Source organism: Rickettsia endosymbiont of Urophora cardui (assembly GCF_964030725.1).
Classification (GTDB): Bacteria; Pseudomonadota; Alphaproteobacteria; order Rickettsiales; family Rickettsiaceae; genus Rickettsia.
Window position 1 is genome coordinate 876,518 of record NZ_CAXIPY010000006.1, and the last position, 25,740, is coordinate 902,257.

Below are 25,740 nucleotides of genomic sequence, written 5' to 3' on the forward strand. Positions count from 1 at the left end.
CACCATTTATTTTACTTATAAGTGCTATGCTACACACTCTTTAGCTACAAACTTTACTCTCTACATAATCATCTCCTGATCTTAGTACAGCAAACACCACTCTTGCCAACTTATTAGCTATGGCAACTGTCGTTTTATTATGGCTACTTCGCTCAGATAAATTAAACATCCATTTCGTAAATTGGCTAAAATCTTTTTTAGATTTCTGTTCTTCCGATGTAAATCTTATCTTGGCATTTAGTACAGCTCTAGCCCCTTGAATTAATAAAGTGCGTAAGTATACATCACCTCGCTTGCTAATTCCCAGCAGCTTATCCTTCCCACCACTTGAATGTTGTCTTGGCACTAATCCTAGCCATGCCGATAATTGCCTGCCATTCTCAAAACTTGTAGCATTACCTATTGATGCTATTAAAGCAGTAGCAGTAATTAAACCAAGACCAGGTATAGCTCTTAATCGTTGATATTGAGTTAGGTTACTTGCTATCATTGTTAATCGTTTTTCTATCTCTTTTATTTTTCTGTTATTATCTAAGAATTCTTCTTTTAGTTCACTAAATGTTTGATAACTTAACTGGCTTAATTTCCCTGCATCTAAAATCTCAATTAATTTTGTGATAACCTTATTAATGCCTTGAGGAACAATAAAACCAAACTCATGTAGTAGCCCCCTAATTTCATTAGCAAGTGCTGTACGATTTTTTACCAATCTCTCTCTTACCCTATGTATTGATAAAATTTCTTGTTGCTCTATAGTTTTAATTGCAACAAATCTCATATTAGGTCTTGTCACGGCTTCACATATCGCTTCAGCATCTGCTTGATCATTTTTATTAGTTTTAACATATGGTTTGACAAATTGCGGTGCCATTAGTTTTACTTCATGCCCTAATTTAGTTATTTCTCTTGCCCAATAACTAGAACCACCACAAGCTTCCATCCCTACTAAACATTGTGGTAAATTAGCCATAAATGTCAAAACCTGATCTCTCATCAATTTTTTCTTTAATACTGTCTTGCCATTTTTATCTACACCATGAATTTGAAAAATTCTTTTTGCAATATCTATACCAATTGTAGTAACCTCCATATGGACCTCCTTAATTGTTGTTTTAATATGTTAAATATTAACCCTAGAAGATTAGCAACTGCTTTTCATTCTCTATATCAGGAGGTCCATACCATTAGTCCATTATACTCTTGGTTTTAGAGCTATAAAACGAGTATATGATGGAAGAGTTACAAAGTCTGATTTATAGGTAAATTCCAGTATTAATTAAGCCAGATTTATATTTTCTTCCCATACCTCATTGGGTGTTTTATAACCGAGCACTTTTCTTGGTAAATTATTTAAAAAATCCTCAATTTCTTGTAATTGCTTTATTGTTAATTTTTTTATATCTAAAGATTTAGAGTATACTCTGTGCACCATTGAGTTAATCTTCTCTATCAATGGTTTTTGCCATGGAGAATAAGGATTGCAAAAATATACTTTTCGTTCAGATTTTGGCAATAGTTGTTCATGATTGGTAAATTCTTTGCCATTATCTAACGTTATGCTTTTGATTATATGCGACAATTGTTTAAGTTTTTTATTCATGTTACCAATCACATCTTGTGTTCTTTTTGAACGGTTTAAAGTGAGAAACACTTTTTGTGTTCTGATATCCACAAGAGCGCCTATATTACGACTTTGATTACCTTTGTTAAAAGTTAAATCACCTTCTAAATGACCTATTGTTGCTATCTTTCTATTTATCTCTGGTCTTTCAGTAATGGAAACTCGATTTGGTATTGTAATTCTTTTGTTTCTGATTCTTGTACCATGATGCAACCTATTTTTCCTTTTTCTTGCTAAAGATAAATATAATTTTTGCCTTTGTGCTATAGGAGATGTATAAATAAACTGGTATATACTCTCTGTAGAAATATTGACAGTATCTCGTGATAGTTTACGTCTACCTGAAATTATATCTGGTGAAATACCCTGTGTTAACTGCTTTATTATTTCTGCTCGTAAATTATTATCAATATCTAATTTTCTTTTTCTCTTACCTTGCCTTAAACTGCAAGCAAGTGTGTTAGCCCTATCTGGTCTATAATTATGCCTCATTCTCTTGAGTTCATAACATATAGTGCTTTTATCACGGCCAATCTTTGTCCCTATATATCGCGAGCTATAACCACTCTTATTCATTTCGTATATTTTAAATCTTTCATCTATCGTTAAATGAGCCATGATATATCTATATTTAAATGATGCTCCTCGCAGCAGAGCTACGAGGTATCTAAAAAAGTTTTAGTTGTTTCTTATGATATCACGAAGCAGAGCTTCGGGGAATTAAACCCTGAGAGATTAAAAATTGATTATATCTGGCTTAATTAATTATAGAACTTTCCATATAATTGTAGATAGGACATATAAAAATATTTAAAGTTTTTACAAGGTGATTGATGGTATAAAAGCACTATTGTTAACAGCTCAGAATAGCTTATTGCAGGCTTTCTTGTAGGGTTTTTATTAATTAATGGAGTCTTTTGCAATGATTGTGTAAATTTTTGTTGAGCCTATATTAGAAGTAATTAAAAATATAGGTAACAGAAATGCAAATAGAGAAGAATAAAAAAATAAATGAAGCAATAGATTTGCTGATAAAAGGCGGAGTAGATTTAAAAACAGTACTAAGTCAGAATGGATTAATTAAGGAATTAACCAAGGGTATTTTAGAGCGAGCACTGCATGCTGAGATGTCAGAACATTTAGGTTATAGCAAGTATGATAGAGCTGAAACTGAGAATGCGAGGAATGGTAGTTTTAGTAAGAATCTGATTAGTGAGAATGGTACTATAGAGCTAAATGTTCCAAGAGACAGACAAGGTAAATTTGAACCTATAATAGTCTCAAAGAAACAAACAAGAATAGATGGCTTAGACCAAAAGATAATATCCTTATATGCGAAGGGTATGAGTGTGTCTGATATTAAAACACAATTGCAAGAATTATATGGAGCTGAGATCAGTGAGAGCCTAATCAGCAGGATTACAGATGAAGTAATAGATGAGGTCAAGATTTGGCAGAGTAGACCTCTTGAATCAGTATACCTTATAGTATATTTTGACTGTTTAGTAGTGAAAGTAAGACAAGATAAACTTATTATTAATAAATCAGTATATGTAGCTTTAGGAATAGATTTATCTGGCAGAAAGGATATTTTAGGCTTATGGATAAGTGAGAATGAAGGAGCTAAATTTTGGCTTGGTAATTTTACTGAGATGAAAAATAGAGGAGTAAAAGATATCTTAATTGCTTGTAGTGATAATCTAACTGGGATGTCTGATGCTATTGCATCAGTATACCCGAAAACTGAACATCAAATTTGTATTGTCCATCAGATCAGGAATAGCCTCAAATATGTATCATATAAAGATAGAAAGCAATTAGCAGCGGATTTGAAACTAATCTATACTTCTGCTACTGAAAAAGAAGCAGAATTAGCTCTTGAGTCATTTGATCAAAAATGGAGTAAGCAATATCCGCATATAGCTAAATCTTGGTATAATAATTGGGATAATTTGATAATTTTCTTGCAATATCCAAAGGAGATTCGTAAGATTATTTACACTACAAATGCGATAGAATCGCTGAATAGCCAATTGAGAAAAGTTACTAAGAATAAACGCATCTTTCCAAATGATGACGCAGTATTTAAGGTTTTATATCTGACAATTGATTATATGTAATAGTTGAGATTATATCTTACATTTAGTAAAATAAATTAATTATTAAATGGAGATAAAGAATGAACTTAAATCAAAAAATAATAAAACCAAAATTAGGTTTACTTGAATTAGCTAAGAGCCTTGGTAGTATATCATCAGCATGTAAAGCGATGGGATATAGTAGAGATAGTTATTACAGATTTAAAGAACTGTATGAAACTGGTGGCGAAGAAGCGTTGTATGAAATTAGTCGAAGAAAGCCAATAATAGCGAATAGAGTTGATCCTGCTGTAGAGAAAGCAGTACTAGATATGGCAATAGAATATCCAGCATATGGTCAGCTAAGAGTATCAAATGAGCTTAAAAAGACAGGTGTACTTGTATCACCTGGGGGAGTAAGATCAATTTGGTTACGTAATGATTTAAACAACATCAGTAAAAGACTTAAAGCATTAGAAGCAAAAATGGCTCAAGATGGTATTGTGCTTACTGAGGCACAATTACAAGTGCTAGAGAAGCGTCGTAATGAAAAAGAAGCTCATGGAGAAATTGAGACACAGCATCCAGGGTATCTAGGATGCCAAGATACATATTATGTAGGCAACTTTAAGGGTATAGGTAAGGTTTATTCTCAGGTATTTATTGATAGCTACAGCAGAGTAGCTGATGTTAAACTATATACTGATAAAACAGCTTTAACTGCTGCTGATATGCTTAATGACCGAGTGTTACCATGGTATGAGACTCAAGGGATACCAATACTTCGTATTCTGACAGATCGTGGGTCAGAATATAAGGGGAATATAGAGCATCATGCTTTTGAATTATTTCTAAGTATCGAAGGTATAGAGCATACTACTACTAAAGCATATTCTCCTCAAACAAACGGTATGTGTGAGCGTTTTAATAAAACCATGAAACAAGAATTCTTTGATACAGCTATGCGGAAAAAGATTTATACAGATCTTGATGACCTACAATTAGATCTTGATATCTGGCTAGAGTATTTCAATAATGAAAGACCTCATTCTGGTAAATATTGTTATGGAAAAACTCCTATGCAAACTTTTAAGGATAGTAAGAAATTAGCTGTTGAAAAGAATAATGAAATCTTGTATCTTGAATATGTATCTGACAGTCAAAATTTAACTGACAATCAGGGGCAAAATTTATAGTGTCTGTAAGATCAAATCTTAACTTCTACACCAAAAAATGGTCTATGCCTATCCCCAATTGGAATGAAGCTATGGCTCATTTTATGATCAAATTTGATGGTAGGATTTAATGGCTCACGAAATTTACACAATTGATGAAACAGAGCCAATTAATGGTAGAAATGATTTATTAATCCACTGCTCGCTAATTTTACAAAAATCATCGACAAAACAAAATAATGCAGTAATATCTTTCTTCATGGGGATACTCTTGTTTTTTTGCTAAAAATTATATAGTCCGTCCGCCAAAACTCTAAAAGCCTTATAGGCAATAGGGTTTTAAGGCAAAAATGCATAGTAAAATCCATAAGAAAATGAAAGGTTTTATATCAAAAGCTTATGGAAATACAAAAAAATGACAATAAAAAAATGAATGCATTTTGGGAAATAGTGTGGTTTTTAATACAAAAATTTAAAATCAGCCCTCAAAATTAGAGTAATTTGCTCTAAAATCGCACTATTTTTGGAAATTAGTGACACAAGTGATATTTTTTAGAGTTTTGGCGGAGGGACTATATAGTCTATCCGCCAAAAACACTTCAAATCCTGATCATTTGTAATGGGATAGAGTTTTGACAACAAATTGCTAAGATTTTCAATAAAAATTAATAAGTTATGTTAATTTTTACTGATACATTTCTGTGTTGGTCTAATTTTGATATGGAGCTATTGTTAACGATTTTTTATCGTTCATCTAGTCCCTCCGCCAAAACTCTAAAAAATATCACTTGTGTCACTAATTTCCAAAAATAGTGCGATTTTAGAGCAAATTACTCTAATTTTGAGGGCTGATTTTAAATTTTTGTATTAAAAACCACACTATTTCCCAAAATGCATTCATTTTTTTATTGTCATTTTTTTGTATTTCCATAAGCTTTTGATATAAAACCTTTCATTTTCTTATGGATTTTACTATGCATTTTTGCCTTAAAACCCTATTGCCTATAAGGCTTTTAGAGTTTTGGCGGACGGACCATCTAGTTTTTGCATGATGATATTTTTGATTTATGTGGAGTTAGACACGATTTGTAAATGATTTGCAATGCATCGTAAATTCAAACCAATAGCAGAGATTATTGGATTGATAATATCTCCTATCATACCTTTCAAGAAGTTTCTACCCATCCGACCATATTGCTTTAAGTGACCTATTATTGGTTCTATGGCACTGCGTCTCTTGATCATAGACTTGTCCTCTTGTAACAACTTCTTCCGCGTTTTTGGGGTATATACCTTACTCTTCTCCTTTACATTGCTACCACTATACCCAAGATCAACAAATGATTTCTTTATCTTGATTCCCGTGACACTCTCTACTGCTTCAAAGCTCTGATGCAATGTATGACCATCATAAGGATTATTATGAAACGATTTTGCGGATAAAACAAAATTTCTACGACCACTTACTACTACCGCTACTTTATTGCCAAACTCATATGGCTTGTTGCGTTTTCCCTTTCCTATACACTCTACTTCAGGGGCATGAAAACTATATAATACTTTGTTATCTTCTTTATATTGCTTTTTAGCTTCTCTTTTTAAAACAGATTGGTTATGTATTTGTTTTATTTTTTGCAATACTTCTTGATTTTTGAGAGACAAGTTTAATTGCTTATTTTTGATCTCACGCTCACATACTCTAATCAAACGACCCAGTAATATTTTTAAATGCTTCATTATTTTCCAACGCTTCTTGGCTTTACTATGTTCTTTATATTTCCATAGCTTTACTATATCGCGTTTATAGGTTCTAGCGTATGTTTCATTCAAATGTATACCCAAACTGTTGCAAAGCTTTACTATGCTAAGCCTAGCTTTATCCATTAAATAAACATCGTGTGGGTGTTTGATATTCTTAATTTGTACAGTCGTATCAGCGATGATTAATTCCAAATCTTTTTTTTTAATTGTGTTAGTTTTTATCCCAACCCTGATCAACTCCGATAATATCTCATTATATCCAGCTTCACCTAATACACTACGAAACCGTCGTATACTAGTTTCCGAGATAGCTATGTCTTTTTCTATATATTCCCACCCGCAGAAATACTGCCAATACATATTCTCTTTTAGCTCTTCCTCTGATAATGAATCTGAAAAATTATACATTGCTTGTAGCATCGTTATGCCAAGCATCACTCTATGACATTTTCTATTTCTACCAAATTTCTTAATACAAACATTTTTTGATAACCACTCTTCGAGCCTAGACCAATTTATTAATTCTCTTAATTTATATAGCTTATTATTTGGGTTTAATTCTTCTTTTAATTTATAACCAAACAGTTTCCCTTGTTCTTGCGATTTGATAATGTTGTCTATTGGCATTGACTGAAATCCATAAGGTTTATGACCATATTTTATCATTTTCTTACGGATTGTTGTATTACTTCTTGTCTTAAAACCATATTATCTATAAGGCTTGTAGAGTTTTGGCGGACGGACTATATAGAGTATCTTATATCCCTTGTAAATACTTACTTCCAAACCTAGATTAATCTCTCAGGGTTTAATTCCCCGAAGCTCTGCTTCGTGATATCATAAGAAACAACTAAAACTTTTTTAGATACCTCGTAGCTCTGCTGCGAGGAGCATCATTACTTCTAATATAGGCTCAACAAAAATTTACACAATCATTGCAAAAGACTCATAAAATTGATATTTTTAACTGGATCCCGCGATCAAGTCGCGGGATGACAGAGTTTGATTTATGTAATAACGCTTTCATCATAATAACAAATACTACCCCCTCAAATGCAAATAATCATTATATTTTGATAAATCTAAGTCATAAACAAAGGACTTGTTTTTAACATAATATTCAAGCAGTCTTATTAATCCTTGTTTATGTTTTTCTAGTGTTTCCATGCTTAAACTTATTTCTGTTGTTTGTACATAAGGCTCGGTGCTAGTTATTTTTACATAGGCAATGGTAATGTCTTCAATTGACTTACCGCTTTCGTGGGAATGACATATTACATTAAAGCCGTTTTCGAGTATCATCAAACTTTCTATAATAAGCTGAGGTGAAAGCCCTAGCTCTATTTCCTTTTTAGTTGGGATAGTACCAGTTTTATAATCTAATATAGTTATGCGGTTTGATTTACTGATTTCAATTCGGTCAGCTATACCGACGATTTTTATATCCTGTCCTGCTATGTTTAAGTTCAGTTCTCCTTTAATTTCAAAATAAATATTGCTGCAATTTTTTCTGCGTTCCATATCAAATAAAATAAAAGCTTTGCTAAGTAGTGTTAGTTTTGTTTGCCAAGTTTTCTTTGTATATGTCGGTAGAATAGTGCTATGTAAAATATTATTGCCAATATTCAGCAGAGCTTGCTGTTGATCAAGCATATTTTGCTGGTCGTAGTTTTTTGAGTATTCTTCTAGAACCTTATGAATAAAGTTTCCGAAATCTGATATTTTTGGCTCTTCCCATATCTTATCTTGAGTCCGTAGCTTTAGAATTTTCTTAGCATAAAAACCATATGGATTCCTGATTAAAGTTTCTATATCAGTTACGGATAATATGCTTGGGAAAAAAGTACTATGTGCCGCCTGTTCTATGTCATCTTGCGTGCTTGTAGTGGAATCCAGAAATATAACTCCAGAGATACCGCGATCAAGTCGCAGTATGACACTTTTATTCGGGATGACATTTTTGTTTGATAACTTTAAAAATAAATTACAAGGAGTGGATAATTTTCCGGCATATTTTTTTGCATTTAATATGATTACTTTTTCATTTTGTAATAACAAATCAAAATAATCTGAATATAGTTTGGGAGTAATTTCATCATAATCTATATTCAATATTTGCTTTGCTTCTTTACTTAAATAAGGATGAGTAGTGGTAGTAGTACTCCAATTATCGCTATTAAAATGTGGTAATATAACTAAATCGAAACGAGATAAAACAAGTTCTTCAGGTGAGCCAATAACTATCTTAGATTCAATATTTTTATAATATTTAACGTTAGAAAGTAATAAAGCAAAAATTTTAGGAAAGTCTTTTTTACTGACGTTTATACTACCGCTAAACTCTGCTAAATTATTTAAGCACTCTAATAGCTCAGCTCCTCCCTCTTTTTCCCAAATATCCGGTAAAATCTTCTCAGAAATTTCTTTAGAAAGCACTAATATATCCTTGATAGTATAAGGTTTTGTAGCAAATAAAATATCTACTAAATTATGGCAATAAATTTTTAGTTCCTCACTATCAAATTGTAATTGTAGTAAATATTTTGGTGAAGATATAAAACGATTTTTACCTGATAATAATAACTCAAGTTCTTGAACATTAGTGCAGTTTATTAAAGGGTTTTTAAGTAATAAAAATAAAAGTTTTAAATCAAAATTATTACATAATATATTGATAATAGATATTAGTAAGCTACTTACATTTGTCAGCTTGAGATCATTACCTATTAAATCTTCAAATACTAGCCCATATTTATCTAAATAGTTACAATATATCCTTTTCAATTTGTCATTATTTATAACAATAGCTATTTTTTTATCTGCATTTTGCTGGCATATATGAGCTATCTGGTCAGCCTCTTCATAGATATCTGCTGCTTCGTAATAATATATGTTATTGCGAACTAGTTTTATTTCATCATATTTAATTATTTGCAGTTTTTGCTCATATTTCTTTAAGAAAGAATCAGGCTTAAATATGCCGGCTAATATTACCTGTTTATGGCTGTTTTTGGTTCTTGCTATCTCTTCCAAAAGCAATTTTAATTTATAATTATTACTGCTTTGCTTTTCGTTTTTTTGCCATTTTAAAAAACTATCTTCTAAGAATTTATAAATATTCTGCCAATATTCTGAATTATTGTAAGTCTCAATTAATTTTATATCGACATTATGATTTACTAAATCAGCAAATAGCTTATTTAAAATTCCAGCAGCTTTTAATGCTTCCTCAGGAGTAAAATCGAATTTTTTATATTCGGTAATTATTTTTGATAGGGTAAATAATTCTTCCATTTTAGACATGTAATCTTCAGAAGAATCTTTTTGTGAAATAATAGCATTGAATGGGATAATAATAGGTAAATTCTTTACATTATAATTGCCAGTCAAAAGCTCCTTTAATTCGATGCAAGAACGACTATTCGGTAATATTATTTTGAGTTCTTTACGCAAATTTTCCTTACCAAATTTACTTACAATAAACTCAGCAAAATCCTGTAAAAAAGGAATATTAGAAATCATAAATATCGTTTTTATATTGACTGAAGTTTTGACAAAAATTCTAATTTTTCTGACTAAAGTAAAAATTTATATTTAAAGTTAAATATTTGGCGCTTTTATCAGCTTAAAAGCGATATTTCTACAATTTAAAGTAAATTATTTGATATATAATACAAATTATAGATTGATACACTCGCCACTTTTTTTAATAAAAATTTTTTGTCAAAACTTCAGATATTGAATATAGCATATTTAAAATCCAAAACAAATTTTATTGTCCCAAATTTGGGAGAAAAACCCCGCACTTGCAGTGCGTCGTTTTAACATATAGAATGAAGAGATGCAGTATTACAAGAAGCTAAGCCACACAGTTTACGATTGCACTTATCATATAGTATGGGTGACTAAATATCGCTATAAACGCTAATTTAGGATAAGGGATAGATAGAAAGCTTATAGATAAAGGGTTTAAAGGAGATTAATGTTGAGTTATGATAGATTTTTTTAATAAAAGATCAGTAACTCAACATGAAAAGATGTATCATAACTGTATATTATTTAGTAGATAATTTTTGTAAAATATATGAAGAATGGATAGAACACCGTCTATTATCAACAAATCAGCAAAGGCATAGAATAGGAAAATTAAGTCTTGCAGAATTGATGACAATAGTCATATATTTTTATCTATCGCCTTGCAAGGACTTTAAAAACTATTATTTATACTACTTACCGCATAAATATAAGGGTTACTTTAATTTACCATGTTATAGTAGAATAGTACAATTATGGCCAAGGTTAATATTGCCATTGTCAATAATGTTGCAATTACTACGAGGTGAAGATACAGGAATATATTTTATTGATTCAACAAAACTATCTATTTCAGGAGTTTCGCACTTAGCAAAAAGTATGTTAATCTAGAGAAAAATAGTTTTAGATAAAAACTGAAGTTTTGACAAAAAGATAACCAAACTTATAAAGTATGATATAAATACGCTCAAATACAAAATGGTTTTTAGTGTGTATGATTATGCAAGAAATGTTGCAAGAAATAAAAAATTTTCCCCTATAATCAAGATGTGGTTTTAGAATTAATACTATCACTAGTAACTAATGATAGCGTTAAAGCAAGATCTGTTGTTGAATTAACAACTAATAAATATTTTCAGCGTAGTTGGTCAAGTGTATACAGAGCTATAGAGAATTTTTACTGTGCTCGTGATGAATCATTAAATATAAGAGATGAGCAACGTTTTAAGACTCGAGAAGATATAGAAAAATACTTAATAAGTAAACTGATTAATGAGGGTAAAAACTTACTGCAAATAGATACTACAGTGAGTAGCAAGAAAGATTCCAAGAAAGCAATTGATCGTACATATATTAGACAGAATGCTAATAACCGACCAGTTGCGGGTTATGAATATAGTGTAGTTTGCATCGGTGCTCAGCCTAAATGGTCTGTACCAATATCTATAAATAGAGTAAAATCAGATGAGAATAAGTATAGCAAAGGTAGCAAACAAATAATGAAAATTGTTAAGCAAATACCACAAAAGGCTCTAAATATAACAGTAGGTGATGCAGGTTATAGCGCTCTATCTTTCATTCACCCGCTGCACAATGAAGCAAATACGGTAACAATAACCCGCCAAAGAATTAATCGCAGTATTTACAAAATATATATAGAGGAGCAAAAAACAAGAGGTCGTAAAAGATCTTATGGAGCTAAGATTTCTTGTAGTAGTTCTGATAATTTACTGATTCCAGATACAGAAGAAACTGTAGTAAAGGCTACAAAAAATGGTGACATATCAATTAGTATTTCACTATTTAAGAATTATCTAATCAAGGGCAAGAAACAGCATATCATGTCTGATAAACCGCTGAATTTTATTCAGGTTAAGGTGTTAGATGCATCAGGAAATAGGAAATATAACAGAGATTTATGGTTATGTGTTTCTGGCCAACAAAAAGATAAAATCAGTGGTAAAGAAGTATATGAATACTATAGACAAAGGTTTGATATTGAGCATTTTTTTAAATTTGGTAAGTCAAAATTATTGATGGATAAATTTCAAACGAATGATCCAAATAAAGATGAGGATTATATGTTATTCGTAATGCTAGCGTACAACATATTGTATCATGCACAATCTTCAGTTAAGGCAAGAAAAGTAAGGGCATGGGATAAAAAAATCAATAGCAATATGTTGTCTCCAAGTGAAGTTTATAGATCTATGCCACAAATTGCCCTTGAAGAAATATTAGAAAAGTCTATATCCAGAGGGATACCAGATCATAGAAATATTAGAAATAATCATCAGGTCAAACCATTTGCACCAGTAATACGCAAAAGTAATAAACACGGTAAGTTGGAAATTACAATAAAATCAAGTTTTGATGGAAGTAACCAAATTACCAAAACCTCATTTAATAAAAAGCTAGAATTACCAAATAATATTAGTAAGTATAAACCAGCAATATTAGACAAAATTGCTACAGTTTTTGACACATTATGTACCCAAATAGAATAAATAAATTTTGTTATTACTAAAAAAGTATAAAAAAATTGGAATACATTTCTCCTTATGGAAAGGATTTTGTCAAAACTTCAGGTCTGAATATGATCAATTACATTGCTTTAAAACAATGGAGGTTGCATGAGTAAACAGATAATAACTCCGCAACCGCTAAATAATTTACTCAAGAACCTTTGCTTACCTACTTTTGCATCGTGCTATAAATCAGTTGCAGAAAGCTTTGAGCAAGAAAAGAAAACATATATAGATTATCTACAGGAGTTAGCCATACGTGAGTTATAGCTAACGCGGAAAGGTTTTTACCATAGTTTTTGTATTTACTCACATATTCACCAGATCTAAATCCTATTAAACATTGCTGGACTAACTTTAAAAACTGTTTACGTAAAATTATTGATCAATGCCTAAGTTTTTCCTAATCTGTGGTAGAAACATTTCCGTGTTAGCTATAGAACATAGGTAAATTCCAGTATTAATTAAGCCAGATTTATATTTTCTTCCCATACCTCATTGGGTGTTTTATAACCGAGCACTTTTCTTGGTAAATTATTTAAAAAATCCTCAATTTCTTGTAATTGCTTTATTGTTAGTCTATCCGCCAAAAACACTTCAAATCCTGATCATTTGTAATGGGATAGAGTTTTGACAACAAATTGCTAAGATTTTCAATAAAAATTAATAAGTTATGTTAATTTTTACTGATACATTTCTGTGTTGGTCTAATTTTGATATGGAGCTATTGTTAACGATTTTTTATCGTTCATCTAGTTTTTGCATGATGATATTTTTGATTTATGTGGAGTTAGACACGATTTGTAAATGATTTGCAATGCATCGTAAATTCAAACCAATAGCAGAGATTATTGGATTGATAATATCTCCTATCATACCTTTCAAGAAGTTTCTACCCATCCGACCATATTGCTTTAAGTGACCTATTATTGGTTCTATGGCACTGCGTCTCTTGATCATAGACTTGTCCTCTTGTAACAACTTCTGCCGCGTTTTTGGGGTATATACCTTACTCTTCTCCTTTACATTGCTACCACTATACCCAAGATCAACAAATGATTTCTTTATCTTGATTCCAGTGACACTCTCTACTGCTTCAAAGCTCTGATGCAATGTATGACCATCATAAGGATTATTATGAAACGATTTTGCGGATAAAACAAAATTTCTACGACCACTTACTACTACCGCTACTTTATTGCCAAACTCATATGGCTTGTTGCGTTTTCCCTTTCCTATACACTCTACTTCAGGGGCATGAAAACTATATAATACTTTGTTATCTTCTTTATATTGCTTTTTAGCTTCTCTTTTTAAAACAGATTGGTTATGTATTTGTTTTATTTTTTGCAATACTTCTTGATTTTTGAGAGACAAGTTTAATTGCTTATTTTTGATCTCACGCTCACATACTCTAATCAAACGACCCAGTAATATTTTTAAATGCTTCATTATTTTCCAACGCTTCTTGGCTTTACTATGTTCTTTATATTTCCATAGCTTTACTATATCGCGTTTATAGGTTCTAGCGTATGTTTCATTCAAATGTATACCCAAACTGTTGCAAAGCTTTACTATGCTAAGCCTAGCTTTATCCATTAAATAAACATCGTGTGGGTGTTTGATATTCTTAATTTGTACAGTCGTATCAGCGATGATTAATTCCAAATCTTTTTTTTTAATTGTGTTAGTTTTTATCCCAACCCTGATCAACTCCGATAATATCTCATTATATCCAGCTTCACCTAATACACTACGAAACCGTCGTATACTAGTTTCCGAGATAGCTATGTCTTTTTCTATATATTCCCACCCGCAGAAATACTGCCAATACATATTCTCTTTTAGCTCTTCCTCTGATAATGAATCTGAAAAATTATACATTGCTTGTAGCATCGTTATGCCAAGCATCACTCTATGACATTTTCTATTTCTACCAAATTTCTTAATACAAACATTTTTTGATAACCACTCTTCGAGCCTAGACCAATTTATTAATTCTCTTAATTTATATAGCTTATTATTTGGGTTTAATTCTTCTTTTAATTTATAACCAAACAGTTTCCCTTGTTCTTGCGATTTGATAATGTTGTCTATTGGCATTGACTGAAATCCATAAGGTTTATGACCATATTTTATCATTTTCTTACGGATTGTTGTATTACTTCTTGTCTTAAAACCATATTATCTATAAGGCTTGTAGAGTTTTGGCGGACGGACTTGTTAATTTTTTTATATCTAAAGATTTAGAGTATACTCTGTGCACCATTGAGTTAATCTTCTCTATCAATGGTTTTTGCCATGGAGAATAAGGATTGCAAAAATATACTTTTCGTTCAGATTTTGGCAATAGTTGTTCATGATTGGTAAATTCTTTGCCATTATCTAACGTTATGCTTTTGATTATATGCGACAATTGTTTAAGTTTTTTATTCATGTTACTAATCACATCTTGTGTTCTTTTTGAACGGTTTAAAGTGAGAAACACTTTTTGTGTTCTGATATCCACAAGAGCGCCTATATTACGACTTTGATTACCTTTGTTAAAAGTTAAATCACCTTCTAAATGACCTATTGCTGCTATCTTTCTATTTATCTCTGGTCTTTCAGTAATGGCAACTCGATTTGGTATTGTAATTCTTTTGTTTCTGATTCTTGTACCATGATGCAACCTATTTTTCCTTTTTCTTGCTAAAGATAAATATAATTTTTGCCTTTGTGCTATAGGAGATGTATAAATAAACTGGTATATACTCTCTGTAGAAATATTGACAGTATCTCGTGATAGTTTACGTCTACCTGAAATTATATCTGGTGAAATACCCTGTGTTAACTGCTTTATTATTTCTGCTCGTAAATTATTATCAATATCTAATTTTCTTTTTCTCTTACCTTGCCTTAAACTGCAAGCAAGTGTGTTAGCCCTATCTGGTCTATAATTATGCCTCATTCTCTTGAGTTCATAACATATAGTGCTTTTATCACGGCCAATCTTTGTCCCTATATATCGCGAGCTATAACCACTCTTATTCATTTCGTATATTTTAAATCTTTCATCTATCGTTAAATGAGCCATGATATATCTATATTTAAATGATGCTCCTCGCAGCAGAGCTACGAGGTATCTAAAAAAGTTTTAGTTGTTTCTTATGATATCACGAAGCAGAGCTTTGGGGAATTAAACCCTGAGAGATTAATTATAGAACTTTCCTTAATAATAAGTTTAGCTTGTCTTACTTTCACTACTAAACAGTCAAAATATACTATAGGGTATACTGACTCAAGAGGTCTACTCTGCCAAATCTTGACCTCATCTATTACTTCATCTGTAATCCTGCTGATTAGGCTCTCACTGATCTCAGCTCCATATAATTCTTGCAATTGTGTTTTAATATCAGACACACTCATACCCTTCGCATATAAGGATATTATCTTTTGGTCTAAGCCATCTATTCTTGTTTGTTTCTTTGAGACTATGGTAAATTCCAGTATTAATTAAGCCAGATTTATATTTTCTTCCCATACCTCATTGGGTGTTTTATAACCGAGCACTTTTCTTGGTAAATTATTTAAAAAATCCTCAATTTCTTGTAATTGCTTTATTGTTAATTTTTTTATATCTAAAGATTTAGAGTATACTCTGTGCACCATTGAGTTAATCTTCTCTATCAATGGTTTTTGCCATGGAGAATAAGGATTGCAAAAATATACTTTTCGTTCAGATTTTGGCAATAGTTGTTCATGATTGGTAAATTCTTTGCCATTATCTAACGTTATGCTTTTGATTATATGCGACAATTGTTTAAGTTTTTTATTCATGTTACCAATCACATCTTGTGTTCTTTTTGAACGGTTTAAAGTGAGAAACACTTTTTGTGTTCTGATATCCACAAGAGCGCCTATATTACGACTTTGATTACCTTTGTTAAAAGTTAAATCACCTTCTAAATGACCTATTGCTGCTATCTTTCTATTTATCTCTGGTCTTTCAGTAATGGAAACTCGATTTGGTATTGTAATTCTTTTGTTTCTGATTCTTGTACCATGATGCAACCTATTTTTCCTTTTTCTTGCTAAAGATAAATATAATTTTTGCCTTTGTGCTATAGGAGATGTATAAATAAACTGGTATATACTCTCTGTAGAAATATTGACAGTATCTCGTGATAGTTTACGTCTACCTGAAATTATATCTGGTGAAATACCCTGTGTTAACTGCTTTATTATTTCTGCTCGTAAATTATTATCAATATCTAATTTTCTTTTTCTCTTACCTTGCCTTAAACTGCAAGCAAGTGTGTTAGCCCTATCTGGTCTATAATTATGCCTCATTCTCTTGAGTTCATAACATATAGTGCTTTTATCACGGCCAATCTTTGTCCCTATATATCGCGAGCTATAACCACTCTTATTCATTTCGTATATTTTAAATCTTTCATCTATCGTTAAATGAGCCATGATATATCTATATTTAAATGATGCTCCTCGCAGCAGAGCTACGAGGTATCTAAAAAAGTTTTAGTTGTTTCTTATGATATCACGAAGCAGAGCTTCGGGGAATTAAACCCTGAGAGATTAAAAATTGATTATATCTGGCTTAATTAATTATAGAACTTTCCTATTATAGGTTCAAATTTACCTTGTCTGTCTCTTGGAACATTTATCTCTATAGTACCATTCTCACTAATCAGATTCTTACTAACAGGAGTTTCGCACTTAGCAAAATTGTGTATTAGTTAGAAGCCATTTAATGTTGTTCTGAATTGATGTTTTTATAACTTCCCAAGTTTGTTGATATAAAGTAATGTTTTCATTTATCCTCCTTTTGTTCATATCAAGCCAGGCCAATACAGCAAGGCAAATATGATTTCTTTGAGCTCGACCCGTGCGTGCCTGACAGCATTCAATACCACAAGTTTGTTTCAATTCTCGATGATAAACTTCTATAGACCAACGCGCCTTAACAATTTTCTCTATTTGCTCACGTGTAGGATTCTCTAAATTAGTTGTTATGTAATCAATGCGACCATTTTTTGCCACAAACTTAAATACCGTAACCCAACCGTATCCACGTAGGTGAATTTTTAGCCCTTCATCGGGAATCTCTAAAGTTTCCAAGCTAACATTACGATTAACTTTTCTATTTTTTCTTAGGTTGGTAACCCATATCCAACCTAAATTACGTATATGTTTTAAATTATCCAAACCACTATACCAAGCATCCATAACTATAGCATCAGGCTTGATACCTCTTTCTTTAGCTAAAGTAAGCATATCACAAAAATGCTCGTTCTTTGTTTTACCATCAGTTTCTTTATCATATATTCTATAATCTACAGGAGTAGATTGATCAATTTGAGTATTGTAATGCAGTAAGTTTACCATTCCTATACCAGGTATAACATCATGTACAGCCCCAGAATATTGATAATTTACAAGCTCGATCCTCTTACTGTATTGCTTTGACAATAAGGTGTCATCTCCCACTAATAAACAAGGATCTTCCAGATCAATATATTTTGACACTTTGCTATAGATTTCGCTAGGGCGAAAATCCTTACTCTTTAACCATCGACTTGCACTATCGTGCGATAGATCTAATGGACTTACTTCAGATAATGCTTTGCTAGTATATCTTACACTACTTGCTTGTAAGAATGATTTATATAAATCTTTGCTACATTTTGATCTTGTCATTTTTATCTAAAACTATTTTTCTCTAGATTAGCATATTATTTGCTAAGTGCGAAACTCCTGATACTGTCAATATTTCTACAGAGAGTATATACCAGTTTATTTATACATCTCCTATAGCACAAAGGCAAAAATTATATTTATCTTTAGCAAGAAAAAGGAAAAATAGGTTGCATCATGGTACAAGAATCAGAAACAAAAGAATTACAATACCAAATCGAGTTTCCATTACTGAAAGACCAGAGATAAATAGAAAGATAGCAGCAATAGGTCATTTAGAAGGTGATTTAACTTTTAACAAAGGTAATCAAAGTCGTAATATAGGCGCTCTTGTGGATATCAGAACACAAAAAGTGTTTCTAACTTTAAACCGTTCAAAAAGAACACAAGATGTGATTGGTAACATGAATAAAAAACTTAAACAATTGTCGCATATAATCAAAAGCATAACGTTAGATAATGGCAAAGAATTTACCAATCATGAACAACTATTGCCAAAATCTGAACGAAAAGTATATTTTTGCAATCCTTATTTTCCATGGCAAAAACCATTGATAGAGAAGATTAACTCAATGGTGCACAGAGTATACTCTAAATCTTTAGATATAAAAAAATTAACAATAAAGCAATTACAAGAAATTGAGGATTTTTTAAATAATTTACCAAGAAAAGTGCTCGGTTATAAAACACCCAATGAGGTATGGGAAGAAAATATAAATCTGGCTTAATTAATACTGGAATTTACCCTTTTATGAAAATTAATCTCTCAGGGTTTAATTCCCCGAAGCTCTGCTTCGTGATATATAGCTAACGCGAAAAGGTTTTTACCATAGTTTTTGTATTTACTCACATATTCACCAGATCTAAATCCTATTAAACATTGCTGGACTAACTTTAAAAACTGTTTACATAAAATTATTGATCAATGCCTAAGTTTTTCCTAATCTGTGGTAGAAACATTTCCGTGTTAGCTATACTACTTGAATGGAAGAAAGCAGTTATATACATAAGAGTCATAACGCTAATTTACTGAAGTTTTGACAAAAATTCTAATTTTTCTGACTAAAGTAAAAATTTATATTTAAAGTTAAATATTTAGTGCTTTTATCAGCTTAAAAGCGATATTTCTACAATTTAAAGTAAATTATTTGATATAGCTAACATGGAAATGTTTCTACCACAGATTAGGAAAAACTTAGGCATTGATCAATAATTTTACGTAAACATTTTTTAAAGTTAGTCCAGCAATGTTTAATAGGATTTAGATCTGGTGAATATGTGAGTAAATACAAAAACTATGGTAAAAATCTTTCCGCGTTAGCTATATATAGCTTAATGCGATAAGGTAGTGACTTTTTTAAGAACATAGTAAACAGCATCATAGAATGTTTCAAAATCTCCTGCAACTTTCCTAATTTCATTCTTGATTTTAAACCAGTAATGCTCAATAGGATTTAAATCATGAGAATAAGTTGGTAAAAATAAAATACTGCAACCAACAGATTCAATTAACGTTTTCACTTTTGTACTTTTATGAAAAATGATGCTCCTCGCAGCAGAGCTACGAGGTATCTAAAAAAGTTTTAGTTGTTTCTTATGATATCACGAAGCAGAGCTTCGGGGAATTAAACCCTGAGAGATTAATAAAAGAGGAGTCGACACTTGGTCAGTTAGCTTCAAAATATGCAATAAGTGTTAAAACAATTCAAAATTGGAAAAAACAGTTTTTAGGTAATGCGGCATTAGCTTTTGAACCAGCTAAAGTTTTGAGTGAATATCAAGAACAAATAAATCATTTACAAGAGCAAAATGATGAACTTGCTAAAGCTCTTGGTAGAATCACAGTTGAGAGGGACTGGGCCGTGGGAAAGCTCAAAAGCTTGGATTTATCAAATAAAAAGAGTCTTGTACACTCCAAGCTAAATCAACTCTCAAAATCAAGACAGTGTGAACTATTAAACCTGAATTCTGGATTAATCTAGGTTTGGAAGTAAGTATTTACAAGGGATAGAAGATACTCTATATAATTTTTAGCAAAAAAACAAGAGTATCCCCATGAAGAAAGATATTACTGCATTATTTTGTTTTGTCGATGATTTTTGTAAAATTAGCGAGCAGTGGATTAATCAATCATTTCTACCATTAATTAATAAAAACCCTACAAGAAAGCCTGAAATAAGCTATTCTGAGCTGTTAACAATAGTGCTTTTATACCATCAATCACCTTGTAAAAACTTTAAATATTTTTATATGTCCTATCTACAATTATATAAATCAGACTTTGTAACTCTTCCATCATATACTCGTTTTATAGCTCTAAAACCAAGAGTTCTGAGTTATTTAGTTTTATTACTTGAATGGTATATGCAGGCAGCTCAATCTACGGGAGTTTCTTATATTGACGCCACATCTTTAGAGGTTTGTCATCGAAAAAGAATCTCTCGTAATAAAGTCTTTGCCGGTATTGCTGCTTTGGGTAAAACAACAAAAAGTTGGTTTTTTGGTCTAAAATTACATTTGGTTATTAACGAAAAAGGTGAGATTCAAGGTCTAAAACTAACGCCTGGTAATGTAGATGATAGAGCGCCGGTTTCGATAATCACCAAACATATCACGGGATTATTGTTTGGCGATAAGGGTTATATCAAACAGGAGCTCTTTGATGATCTATACAGCAAAGGAATCAAGTTAGTAACTGGCATAAAGAAGAAAATGAAGAATAAACTTATGCCATTATTTGAAAAAATATTATTACGCAAACGCTCAATTATCGAAACAGTATTTAGTGTGCTGAAGGGTGCTTTCGAGATCGAACATACAAGACATAGATCAATTTGGAATGCCTTTGTACATATCTTATCCGCCCTAATTGCATACTGTATGAAACCTAACAAACCTGCTATATCTCAAAATTAGCTAATCCAGAATTCAGGTATTAAAGATTAGTCGATCTACAGCCTACTATAAATCCAAGGAGATGAGTATAAATAAATTAAGTATTTTAAATAGTGATGAACGAACATTAGAATTACCCATGACGAATATTAAAATTACCCATTTTTGAGTAAAAAATATTGTCTAAAGTGTTACATTATTATCCTCCGATTTTATAGTTAATTTTTTGCCTTTAGCTGTAGCGATTCTATAACTTTCAGTATTGAGTTCAAGAATTGAAGAATGGTGAACCAATCTGTCAATAACTGCTGACGTAGTCATTTCATCTTTAAAAATAGTATTCCATTTTGCAAAAACTAAATTGCTAGTAATTAATCTCTCAGGGTTTAATTCCCCGAAGCTCTGCTTCGTGATATACTACTTGAATGGAAGAAAGCAGTTATATACATAAGAGTCATAATGTCACAGTACTAATATATCATTTAGTAACGCCGGCAAAGTATAGAAGAGTAATATCTAGATGATTATTTGTGTAAAATTTGTGAGCACATAGAAGATCGTTATGAAATTAGATTTTTAGAAATAGGAGTAGATAAAGATCACGTACATTTTTTATTACACAGGAGTTTCGCACTTAGCAAAGTTGCGAATCAGTTAAAAGCCATCTGATATTGTTTTGAATTGATGTTTTTATAACTTCCCAAGTTTGTTGATATAAAGTAATGTTTTCATTTATCCTCCTTTTATTCATATCAAGCCAGGCAAATACTGCAAGGCAAATATGATTTCTTTGAGCTCGGCCCGTGCGTGCCTGACAGCGTTCAATACCACAAGTTTGTTTTAATTCTCGATGATAAACCTCTATAGACCAACGTGCCTTAACAATTTTCTCTATTTGCTCACGTGTGGGATTTTCCAAGTTCGTTGTTATGTAATCAATGCGACCATTCTTTGCCACAAACTTAAATACCGTAACCCAACCGTATCCACGTAGGTGAATTTTTAGCCCCTCATCGGGTATCTCTAAACTTTCCAAGCTAACATTATGATTAACTTTTCTATTTTTCCTTAGGGTGGTAACCCATAGCCAGCCTAAATTACGTATATGTTTTAAATTCTCCAACCCGCTATACCAAGCATCCATGACTATGGCATCAGGATTGAGACCTCTTTCTTTAGCTAAAGTAAGCATATCACAAAAATGCTCATTCTTTGTTTTACCATCAGTGTCTTTATCATATATTCTATAATCTACGGGAGTAGATTGAGCAATTTTAGTATTGTAATGTAGTAAGTTTACCATTCCTATACCAGGTATAACATCATGTACAGCTCCAGAATATTGATAACGTACAAGCTCAATCTTCTGACTGTATTGCTTTGATAATAAGGTGTCATCCCCCACTAATAAACACGGTGCTTCCCAATCTATATATTTTGACACTTCCTTATAGATTTCGCTAGGACGAAAATCCTTACTCTTTAACCATCGACTTGCACTATCGTGAGATAGATCTACTGGACTCACTTCAGATAATGCCTTGCTAGTATATCTGACACTACTTGCTTGTAAAAATGATTTATATAAGTCCTTGCTACATTTTGTTCTTGTCATTTTTATCTAAAACTATTTTTCTCTAGATTAACATACTTTTTGCTAAGTGCGAAACTCCTGTTACAGTCAATACCAATGTATAGCCCAACAAAAATAACTCAAATCATAAAAAGTATTACTTCTAAGAAAATGTTTAAGAAATATCCAAATCTTAAAGAAAAATTATGGGGAAGTGAGTTTTGGAGTAAAGGATATTTTATGAGCACAGTAGGTAAACATGGTGATGAGCAGAAATTACGTAATTATGTACAGAATCAAGGTTCAGGCAAACCTTCTTATAAAGCATTTCAACAAAAACAGTTAAAGCTTTTTGGATAGATACCTCGTAGCTCTGCTGCGAGGAGCATCATTCCACTGCTCGCTAATTTTACAAAAATCATCGACAAAACAAAATAATGCAGTAATATCTTTCTTCATGGGGATACTCTTGTTTTTTTGCTAAAAATTATATAGAGTATCTTCTATCCCTTGTAAATACTTACTTCCAAACCTAGATTAATCCAGAATTCAGGTTATTACTAGAAGTGCGCTTAGCATGACAAATAGATAGTTTTGTTGAATCAATAAAATATATTCCTGTATCTTCACCTCGTAGTAATTGCAACATTATTGACAATGGCAATATTAACCTTGGCCATAATTGCACTATTCTACTATAACATGGTAAATTAAAGTAACCCTTATATTTATGCGGTAAGTAGTATAAATAATAGTTTTTAAAGTCCTTGCAAGGCGATAGATAAAAATATATGACTATTGTCATCAATTCTGCAAGACTTAATTTTCCTATTCTATGCCTTTGCTGATTTGTTGATAATAGACGGTGTTCTATCCATCTGAAGTTTGGACAAAAAATTTTTATTAAAAAAAGTGGCGAGTGTATCAATCTATAATTTGTATTATATATCAAATAATTTACTTTAAATTGTAGAAATATCGCTTTTAAGCTGATAAAAGCACTAAATATTTCACTTTAAATATAAATTTTTACTTTAGTCAGAAAAATTAGAATTTTTGTCAAAACTTCAGATCCATTCTTCATATATTTTACAAAAATTATCTACTAAATAATATACAGTTATGATACATCTTTTCATGTTGCTGAAGTTTTGACAAAAAGATAACCAAACTTATAAAGTATGATATAAATACGCTCAAATACAAAATGGTTTTTAGTGTGTATGATTATGCAAGAAATGTTGCAAGAAATAAAAAATTTTCCCCTATAATCAAGATGTGGTTTTAGAATTAATACTATCACTAGTAACTAATGATAGCGTTAAAGCAAGATCTGTTGTTGAATTAACAACTAATAAATATTTTCAGCGTAGTTGGTCAAGTGTATACAGAGCTATAGAGAATTTTTACTGTGCTCGTGATGAATCATTAAATATAAGAGATGAGCAACGTTTTAAGACTCGAGAAGATATAGAAAAATACTTAATAAGTAAACTGATTAATGAGGGTAAAAACTTACTGCAAATAGATACTACAGTGAGTAGCAAGAAAGATTCCAAGAAAGCAATTGATCGTACATATATTAGACAGAATGCTAATAACCGACCAGTTGCGGGTTATGAATATAGTGTAGTTTGCATCGGTGCTCAGCCTAAATGGTCTGTACCAATATCTATAAATAGAGTAAAATCAGATGAGAATAAGTATAGCAAAGGTAGCAAACAAATAATGAAAATTGTTAAGCAAATACCACAAAAGGCTCTAAATATAACAGTAGGTGATGCAGGTTATAGCGCTCTATCTTTCATTCACCCGCTGCACAATGAAGCAAATACGGTAACAATAACCCGCCAAAGAATTAATCGCAGTATTTACAAAATATATATAGAGGAGCAAAAAACAAGAGGTCGTAAAAGATCTTATGGAGCTAAGATTTCTTGTAGTAGTTCTGATAATTTACTGATTCCAGATACAGAAGAAACTGTAGTAAAGGCTACAAAAAATGGTGACATATCAATTAGTATTTCACTATTTAAGAATTATCTAATCAAGGGCAAGAAACAGCATATCATGTCTGATAAACCGCTGAATTTTATTCAGGTTAAGGTGTTAGATGCATCAGGAAATAGGAAATATAACAGAGATTTATGGTTATGTGTTTCTGGCCAACAAAAAGATAAAATCAGTGGTAAAGAAGTATATGAATACTATAGACAAAGGTTTGATATTGAGCATTTTTTTAAATTTGGTAAGTCAAAATTATTGATGGATAAATTTCAAACGAATGATCCAAATAAAGATGAGGATTATATGTTATTCGTAATGCTAGCGTACAACATATTGTATCATGCACAATCTTCAGTTAAGGCAAGAAAAGTAAGGGCATGGGATAAAAAAATCAATAGCAATATGTTGTCTCCAAGTGAAGTTTATAGATCTATGCCACAAATTGCCCTTGAAGAAATATTAGAAAAGTCTATATCCAGAGGGATACCAGATCATAGAAATATTAGAAATAATCATCAGGTCAAACCATTTGCACCAGTAATACGCAAAAGTAATAAACACGGTAAGTTGGAAATTACAATAAAATCAAGTTTTGATGGAAGTAACCAAATTACCAAAACCTCATTTAATAAAAAGCTAGAATTACCAAATAATATTAGTAAGTATAAACCAGCAATATTAGACAAAATTGCTACAGTTTTTGACACATTATGTACCCAAATAGAATAAATAAATTTTGTTATTACTAAAAAAGTATAAAAAAATTGGAATACATTTCTCCTTATGGAAAGGATTTTGTCAAAACTTCAGATGTTGAGTTACTGATCTTTTATTAAAAAAATCTATCATAACTCAACATTAATCTCCTTTAAACCCT

General features: G+C 31.4%; 17 protein-coding genes and 12 pseudogenes. 12 read left to right on the forward strand and 17 right to left on the reverse strand.

Annotated elements, in window-relative coordinates:
- Positions 1-40: 40 nt before the first annotated feature.
- The 3 genes and pseudogenes from AAHI98_RS12740 to AAHI98_RS18750 all read right to left on the reverse strand — a co-directional run.
- The gene (locus tag AAHI98_RS12740) at positions 41-1,090 is read right to left on the reverse strand and encodes an IS110 family RNA-guided transposase (RefSeq protein WP_342224642.1); all 1,050 of its coding nucleotides are present in this window, start codon (positions 1,088-1,090) and stop codon (positions 41-43) included.
- 186 nt (positions 1,091-1,276) lie between these two features.
- Positions 1,277-2,239 carry an IS30 family transposase gene (locus tag AAHI98_RS12745; RefSeq protein ID WP_342226021.1) on the reverse strand — a complete coding sequence of 321 codons (963 nt, stop codon included), beginning with the start codon at positions 2,237-2,239 and terminating at the stop codon, positions 1,277-1,279.
- 161 nt (positions 2,240-2,400) lie between these two features.
- Positions 2,401-2,520 (reverse strand): annotated as a pseudogene (locus tag AAHI98_RS18750) (IS982 family transposase); the annotation flags it as partial.
- A gap of 84 nt (positions 2,521-2,604) precedes the next feature.
- Here AAHI98_RS18750 and AAHI98_RS12750 point away from each other — a divergent pair.
- Together AAHI98_RS12750 and AAHI98_RS12755 are read left to right on the forward strand one after the other, a co-directional pair.
- Positions 2,605-3,738: pseudogene (locus AAHI98_RS12750) on the forward strand (IS256 family transposase); the annotation flags it as partial.
- Between the two features lie 62 nt (positions 3,739-3,800).
- The gene (locus AAHI98_RS12755; RefSeq protein WP_342225135.1) at positions 3,801-4,895 is read left to right on the forward strand and encodes an IS481 family transposase; all 1,095 of its coding nucleotides are present in this window, start codon (positions 3,801-3,803) and stop codon (positions 4,893-4,895) included.
- Between the two features lie 147 nt (positions 4,896-5,042).
- Here the strand turns inward: AAHI98_RS12755 and AAHI98_RS18755 are convergent.
- The 3 genes and pseudogenes from AAHI98_RS18755 to AAHI98_RS12770 form a co-directional block, all read right to left on the reverse strand.
- A pseudogene (locus AAHI98_RS18755) lies at positions 5,043-5,135 on the reverse strand (IS982 family transposase); the annotation flags it as partial.
- Positions 5,136-5,939: 804 nt separating this feature from the next.
- Positions 5,940-7,301: an IS5 family transposase gene (locus AAHI98_RS12765; protein WP_342224717.1), complete on the reverse strand. Its 1,362-nt coding sequence runs from the start codon at positions 7,299-7,301 to the stop codon at positions 5,940-5,942.
- A 375-nt stretch (positions 7,302-7,676) separates the two neighbouring features.
- On the reverse strand, positions 7,677-10,157 hold the full coding sequence (locus tag AAHI98_RS12770) for a RecB family exonuclease (RefSeq protein WP_342226024.1): 2,481 nt from the start codon (positions 10,155-10,157) through the stop codon (positions 7,677-7,679).
- A gap of 319 nt (positions 10,158-10,476) precedes the next feature.
- Between AAHI98_RS12770 and AAHI98_RS12775 the strand changes: the two are divergent.
- From AAHI98_RS12775 to AAHI98_RS12790, 4 genes and pseudogenes are all read left to right on the forward strand, one after another.
- Positions 10,477-10,554, forward strand: a pseudogene (locus AAHI98_RS12775) (IS200/IS605-like element ISW1 family transposase); the annotation flags it as partial.
- Between the two features lie 110 nt (positions 10,555-10,664).
- Positions 10,665-11,021 (forward strand): annotated as a pseudogene (locus AAHI98_RS12780) (IS982 family transposase); the annotation flags it as partial.
- 197 nt (positions 11,022-11,218) lie between these two features.
- Positions 11,219-12,676 (forward strand): transposase, encoded by a 1,458-nt coding sequence (locus AAHI98_RS12785; protein ID WP_342224664.1) that lies wholly within the window; start codon positions 11,219-11,221, stop codon positions 12,674-12,676.
- Between the two features lie 126 nt (positions 12,677-12,802).
- Positions 12,803-12,964 (forward strand): hypothetical protein, encoded by a 162-nt coding sequence (locus AAHI98_RS12790; protein WP_342226025.1) that lies wholly within the window; start codon positions 12,803-12,805, stop codon positions 12,962-12,964.
- Between the two features lie 194 nt (positions 12,965-13,158).
- Here the strand turns inward: AAHI98_RS12790 and AAHI98_RS12795 are convergent.
- From AAHI98_RS12795 to AAHI98_RS12820, 7 genes and pseudogenes are all read right to left on the reverse strand, one after another.
- Positions 13,159-13,275 (reverse strand): annotated as a pseudogene (locus AAHI98_RS12795) (IS30 family transposase); the annotation flags it as partial.
- Between the two features lie 199 nt (positions 13,276-13,474).
- Positions 13,475-14,836 (reverse strand): IS5 family transposase, encoded by a 1,362-nt coding sequence (locus AAHI98_RS12800; protein ID WP_342226027.1) that lies wholly within the window; start codon positions 14,834-14,836, stop codon positions 13,475-13,477.
- A 79-nt stretch (positions 14,837-14,915) separates the two neighbouring features.
- Positions 14,916-15,770 (reverse strand): annotated as a pseudogene (locus AAHI98_RS12805) (IS30 family transposase); the annotation flags it as partial.
- Between the two features lie 113 nt (positions 15,771-15,883).
- Positions 15,884-16,171 (reverse strand): annotated as a pseudogene (locus AAHI98_RS12810) (transposase); the annotation flags it as partial.
- An 18-nt stretch (positions 16,172-16,189) separates the two neighbouring features.
- Entirely contained in the window at positions 16,190-17,152 is a 963-nt protein-coding gene (locus AAHI98_RS12815) for an IS30 family transposase (RefSeq protein WP_342224646.1), read from the reverse strand.
- A gap of 161 nt (positions 17,153-17,313) precedes the next feature.
- Positions 17,314-17,394, reverse strand: a pseudogene (locus AAHI98_RS18760) (transposase); the annotation flags it as partial.
- A 16-nt stretch (positions 17,395-17,410) separates the two neighbouring features.
- A complete protein-coding gene (locus AAHI98_RS12820) occupies positions 17,411-18,391 on the reverse strand; it encodes an IS701 family transposase (RefSeq protein WP_342224656.1) in 981 nt (326 codons plus the stop codon).
- Between the two features lie 59 nt (positions 18,392-18,450).
- Here AAHI98_RS12820 and AAHI98_RS12825 point away from each other — a divergent pair.
- Positions 18,451-19,116, forward strand: a pseudogene (locus AAHI98_RS12825) (IS30 family transposase); the annotation flags it as partial.
- A 604-nt stretch (positions 19,117-19,720) separates the two neighbouring features.
- Here AAHI98_RS12825 and AAHI98_RS12830 read toward each other — a convergent pair.
- A pseudogene (locus tag AAHI98_RS12830) lies at positions 19,721-19,936 on the reverse strand (transposase); the annotation flags it as partial.
- A 218-nt stretch (positions 19,937-20,154) separates the two neighbouring features.
- On the opposite strand from AAHI98_RS12830, the gene AAHI98_RS12835 reads away from it, so the two are divergent.
- Both AAHI98_RS12835 and AAHI98_RS12840 read left to right on the forward strand, forming a co-directional pair.
- The gene (locus AAHI98_RS12835) at positions 20,155-20,370 is read left to right on the forward strand and encodes a hypothetical protein (RefSeq protein WP_342226029.1); all 216 of its coding nucleotides are present in this window, start codon (positions 20,155-20,157) and stop codon (positions 20,368-20,370) included.
- A 73-nt stretch (positions 20,371-20,443) separates the two neighbouring features.
- Entirely contained in the window at positions 20,444-21,304 is an 861-nt protein-coding gene (locus AAHI98_RS12840) for an IS982 family transposase (RefSeq protein WP_342226030.1), read from the forward strand.
- A gap of 162 nt (positions 21,305-21,466) precedes the next feature.
- On the opposite strand, the gene AAHI98_RS12845 is transcribed toward AAHI98_RS12840, so the two are convergent.
- Positions 21,467-21,697: an ATP-binding protein gene (locus tag AAHI98_RS12845; RefSeq protein WP_342224966.1), complete on the reverse strand. Its 231-nt coding sequence runs from the start codon at positions 21,695-21,697 to the stop codon at positions 21,467-21,469.
- Positions 21,698-21,811: 114 nt separating this feature from the next.
- Between AAHI98_RS12845 and AAHI98_RS18260 the strand changes: the two genes are divergently transcribed.
- Positions 21,812-21,952, forward strand: a complete 141-nt coding sequence (locus AAHI98_RS18260) for a transposase (RefSeq protein ID WP_410526238.1) — start codon at positions 21,812-21,814, stop codon at positions 21,950-21,952.
- Here AAHI98_RS18260 and AAHI98_RS12855 read toward each other — a convergent pair.
- Positions 21,918-22,898, reverse strand: coding sequence for an IS701 family transposase (locus AAHI98_RS12855; RefSeq protein ID WP_342224659.1), 981 nt, complete (start codon positions 22,896-22,898; stop codon positions 21,918-21,920). The two genes, AAHI98_RS18260 and AAHI98_RS12855, sit on opposite strands and share 35 nt — an antisense overlap.
- Before the next feature lie 39 nt (positions 22,899-22,937).
- Between AAHI98_RS12855 and tnpA the strand changes: the two genes are divergently transcribed.
- Positions 22,938-23,216, forward strand: coding sequence for an IS200/IS605 family transposase (tnpA, locus tag AAHI98_RS12860; protein ID WP_342226031.1), 279 nt, complete (start codon positions 22,938-22,940; stop codon positions 23,214-23,216).
- 190 nt (positions 23,217-23,406) lie between these two features.
- On the opposite strand, the pseudogene AAHI98_RS18765 reads toward tnpA, so the two are convergent.
- Positions 23,407-23,784, reverse strand: a pseudogene (locus tag AAHI98_RS18765) (transposase family protein); the annotation flags it as partial.
- Between the two features lie 350 nt (positions 23,785-24,134).
- On the opposite strand from AAHI98_RS18765, the gene AAHI98_RS12865 reads away from it, so the two are divergent.
- A complete protein-coding gene (locus AAHI98_RS12865) occupies positions 24,135-25,592 on the forward strand; it encodes a transposase (RefSeq protein WP_342224664.1) in 1,458 nt (485 codons plus the stop codon).
- Positions 25,593-25,740 lie beyond the last annotated feature (148 nt).

What these genes read in the sequence shown, in the direction of transcription:
- AAHI98_RS12740 (WP_342224642.1), bottom strand. Translation starts at nt 1,090, where the DNA reads ATGGAGGTTACTACAATTGGTATAGATATTGCAAAAAGAATTTTTCAA.
- AAHI98_RS12745 (WP_342226021.1), bottom strand. Translation starts at nt 2,239, where the DNA reads ATGGCTCATTTAACGATAGATGAAAGATTTAAAATATACGAAATGAAT.
- AAHI98_RS12755 (WP_342225135.1), top strand. Translation starts at nt 3,801, where the DNA reads ATGAACTTAAATCAAAAAATAATAAAACCAAAATTAGGTTTACTTGAA.
- AAHI98_RS12765 (WP_342224717.1), bottom strand. Translation starts at nt 7,301, where the DNA reads ATGATAAAATATGGTCATAAACCTTATGGATTTCAGTCAATGCCAATA.
- AAHI98_RS12770 (WP_342226024.1), bottom strand. Translation starts at nt 10,157, where the DNA reads ATGATTTCTAATATTCCTTTTTTACAGGATTTTGCTGAGTTTATTGTA.
- AAHI98_RS12790 (WP_342226025.1), top strand. Translation starts at nt 12,803, where the DNA reads ATGAGTAAACAGATAATAACTCCGCAACCGCTAAATAATTTACTCAAG.
- AAHI98_RS12800 (WP_342226027.1), bottom strand. Translation starts at nt 14,836, where the DNA reads ATGATAAAATATGGTCATAAACCTTATGGATTTCAGTCAATGCCAATA.
- AAHI98_RS12815 (WP_342224646.1), bottom strand. Translation starts at nt 17,152, where the DNA reads ATGGCTCATTTAACGATAGATGAAAGATTTAAAATATACGAAATGAAT.
- AAHI98_RS12820 (WP_342224656.1), bottom strand. Translation starts at nt 18,391, where the DNA reads ATGACAAGATCAAAATGTAGCAAAGATTTATATAAATCATTCTTACAA.
- AAHI98_RS12840 (WP_342226030.1), top strand. Translation starts at nt 20,444, where the DNA reads ATGAAGAAAGATATTACTGCATTATTTTGTTTTGTCGATGATTTTTGT.
- AAHI98_RS12855 (WP_342224659.1), bottom strand. Translation starts at nt 22,898, where the DNA reads ATGACAAGAACAAAATGTAGCAAGGACTTATATAAATCATTTTTACAA.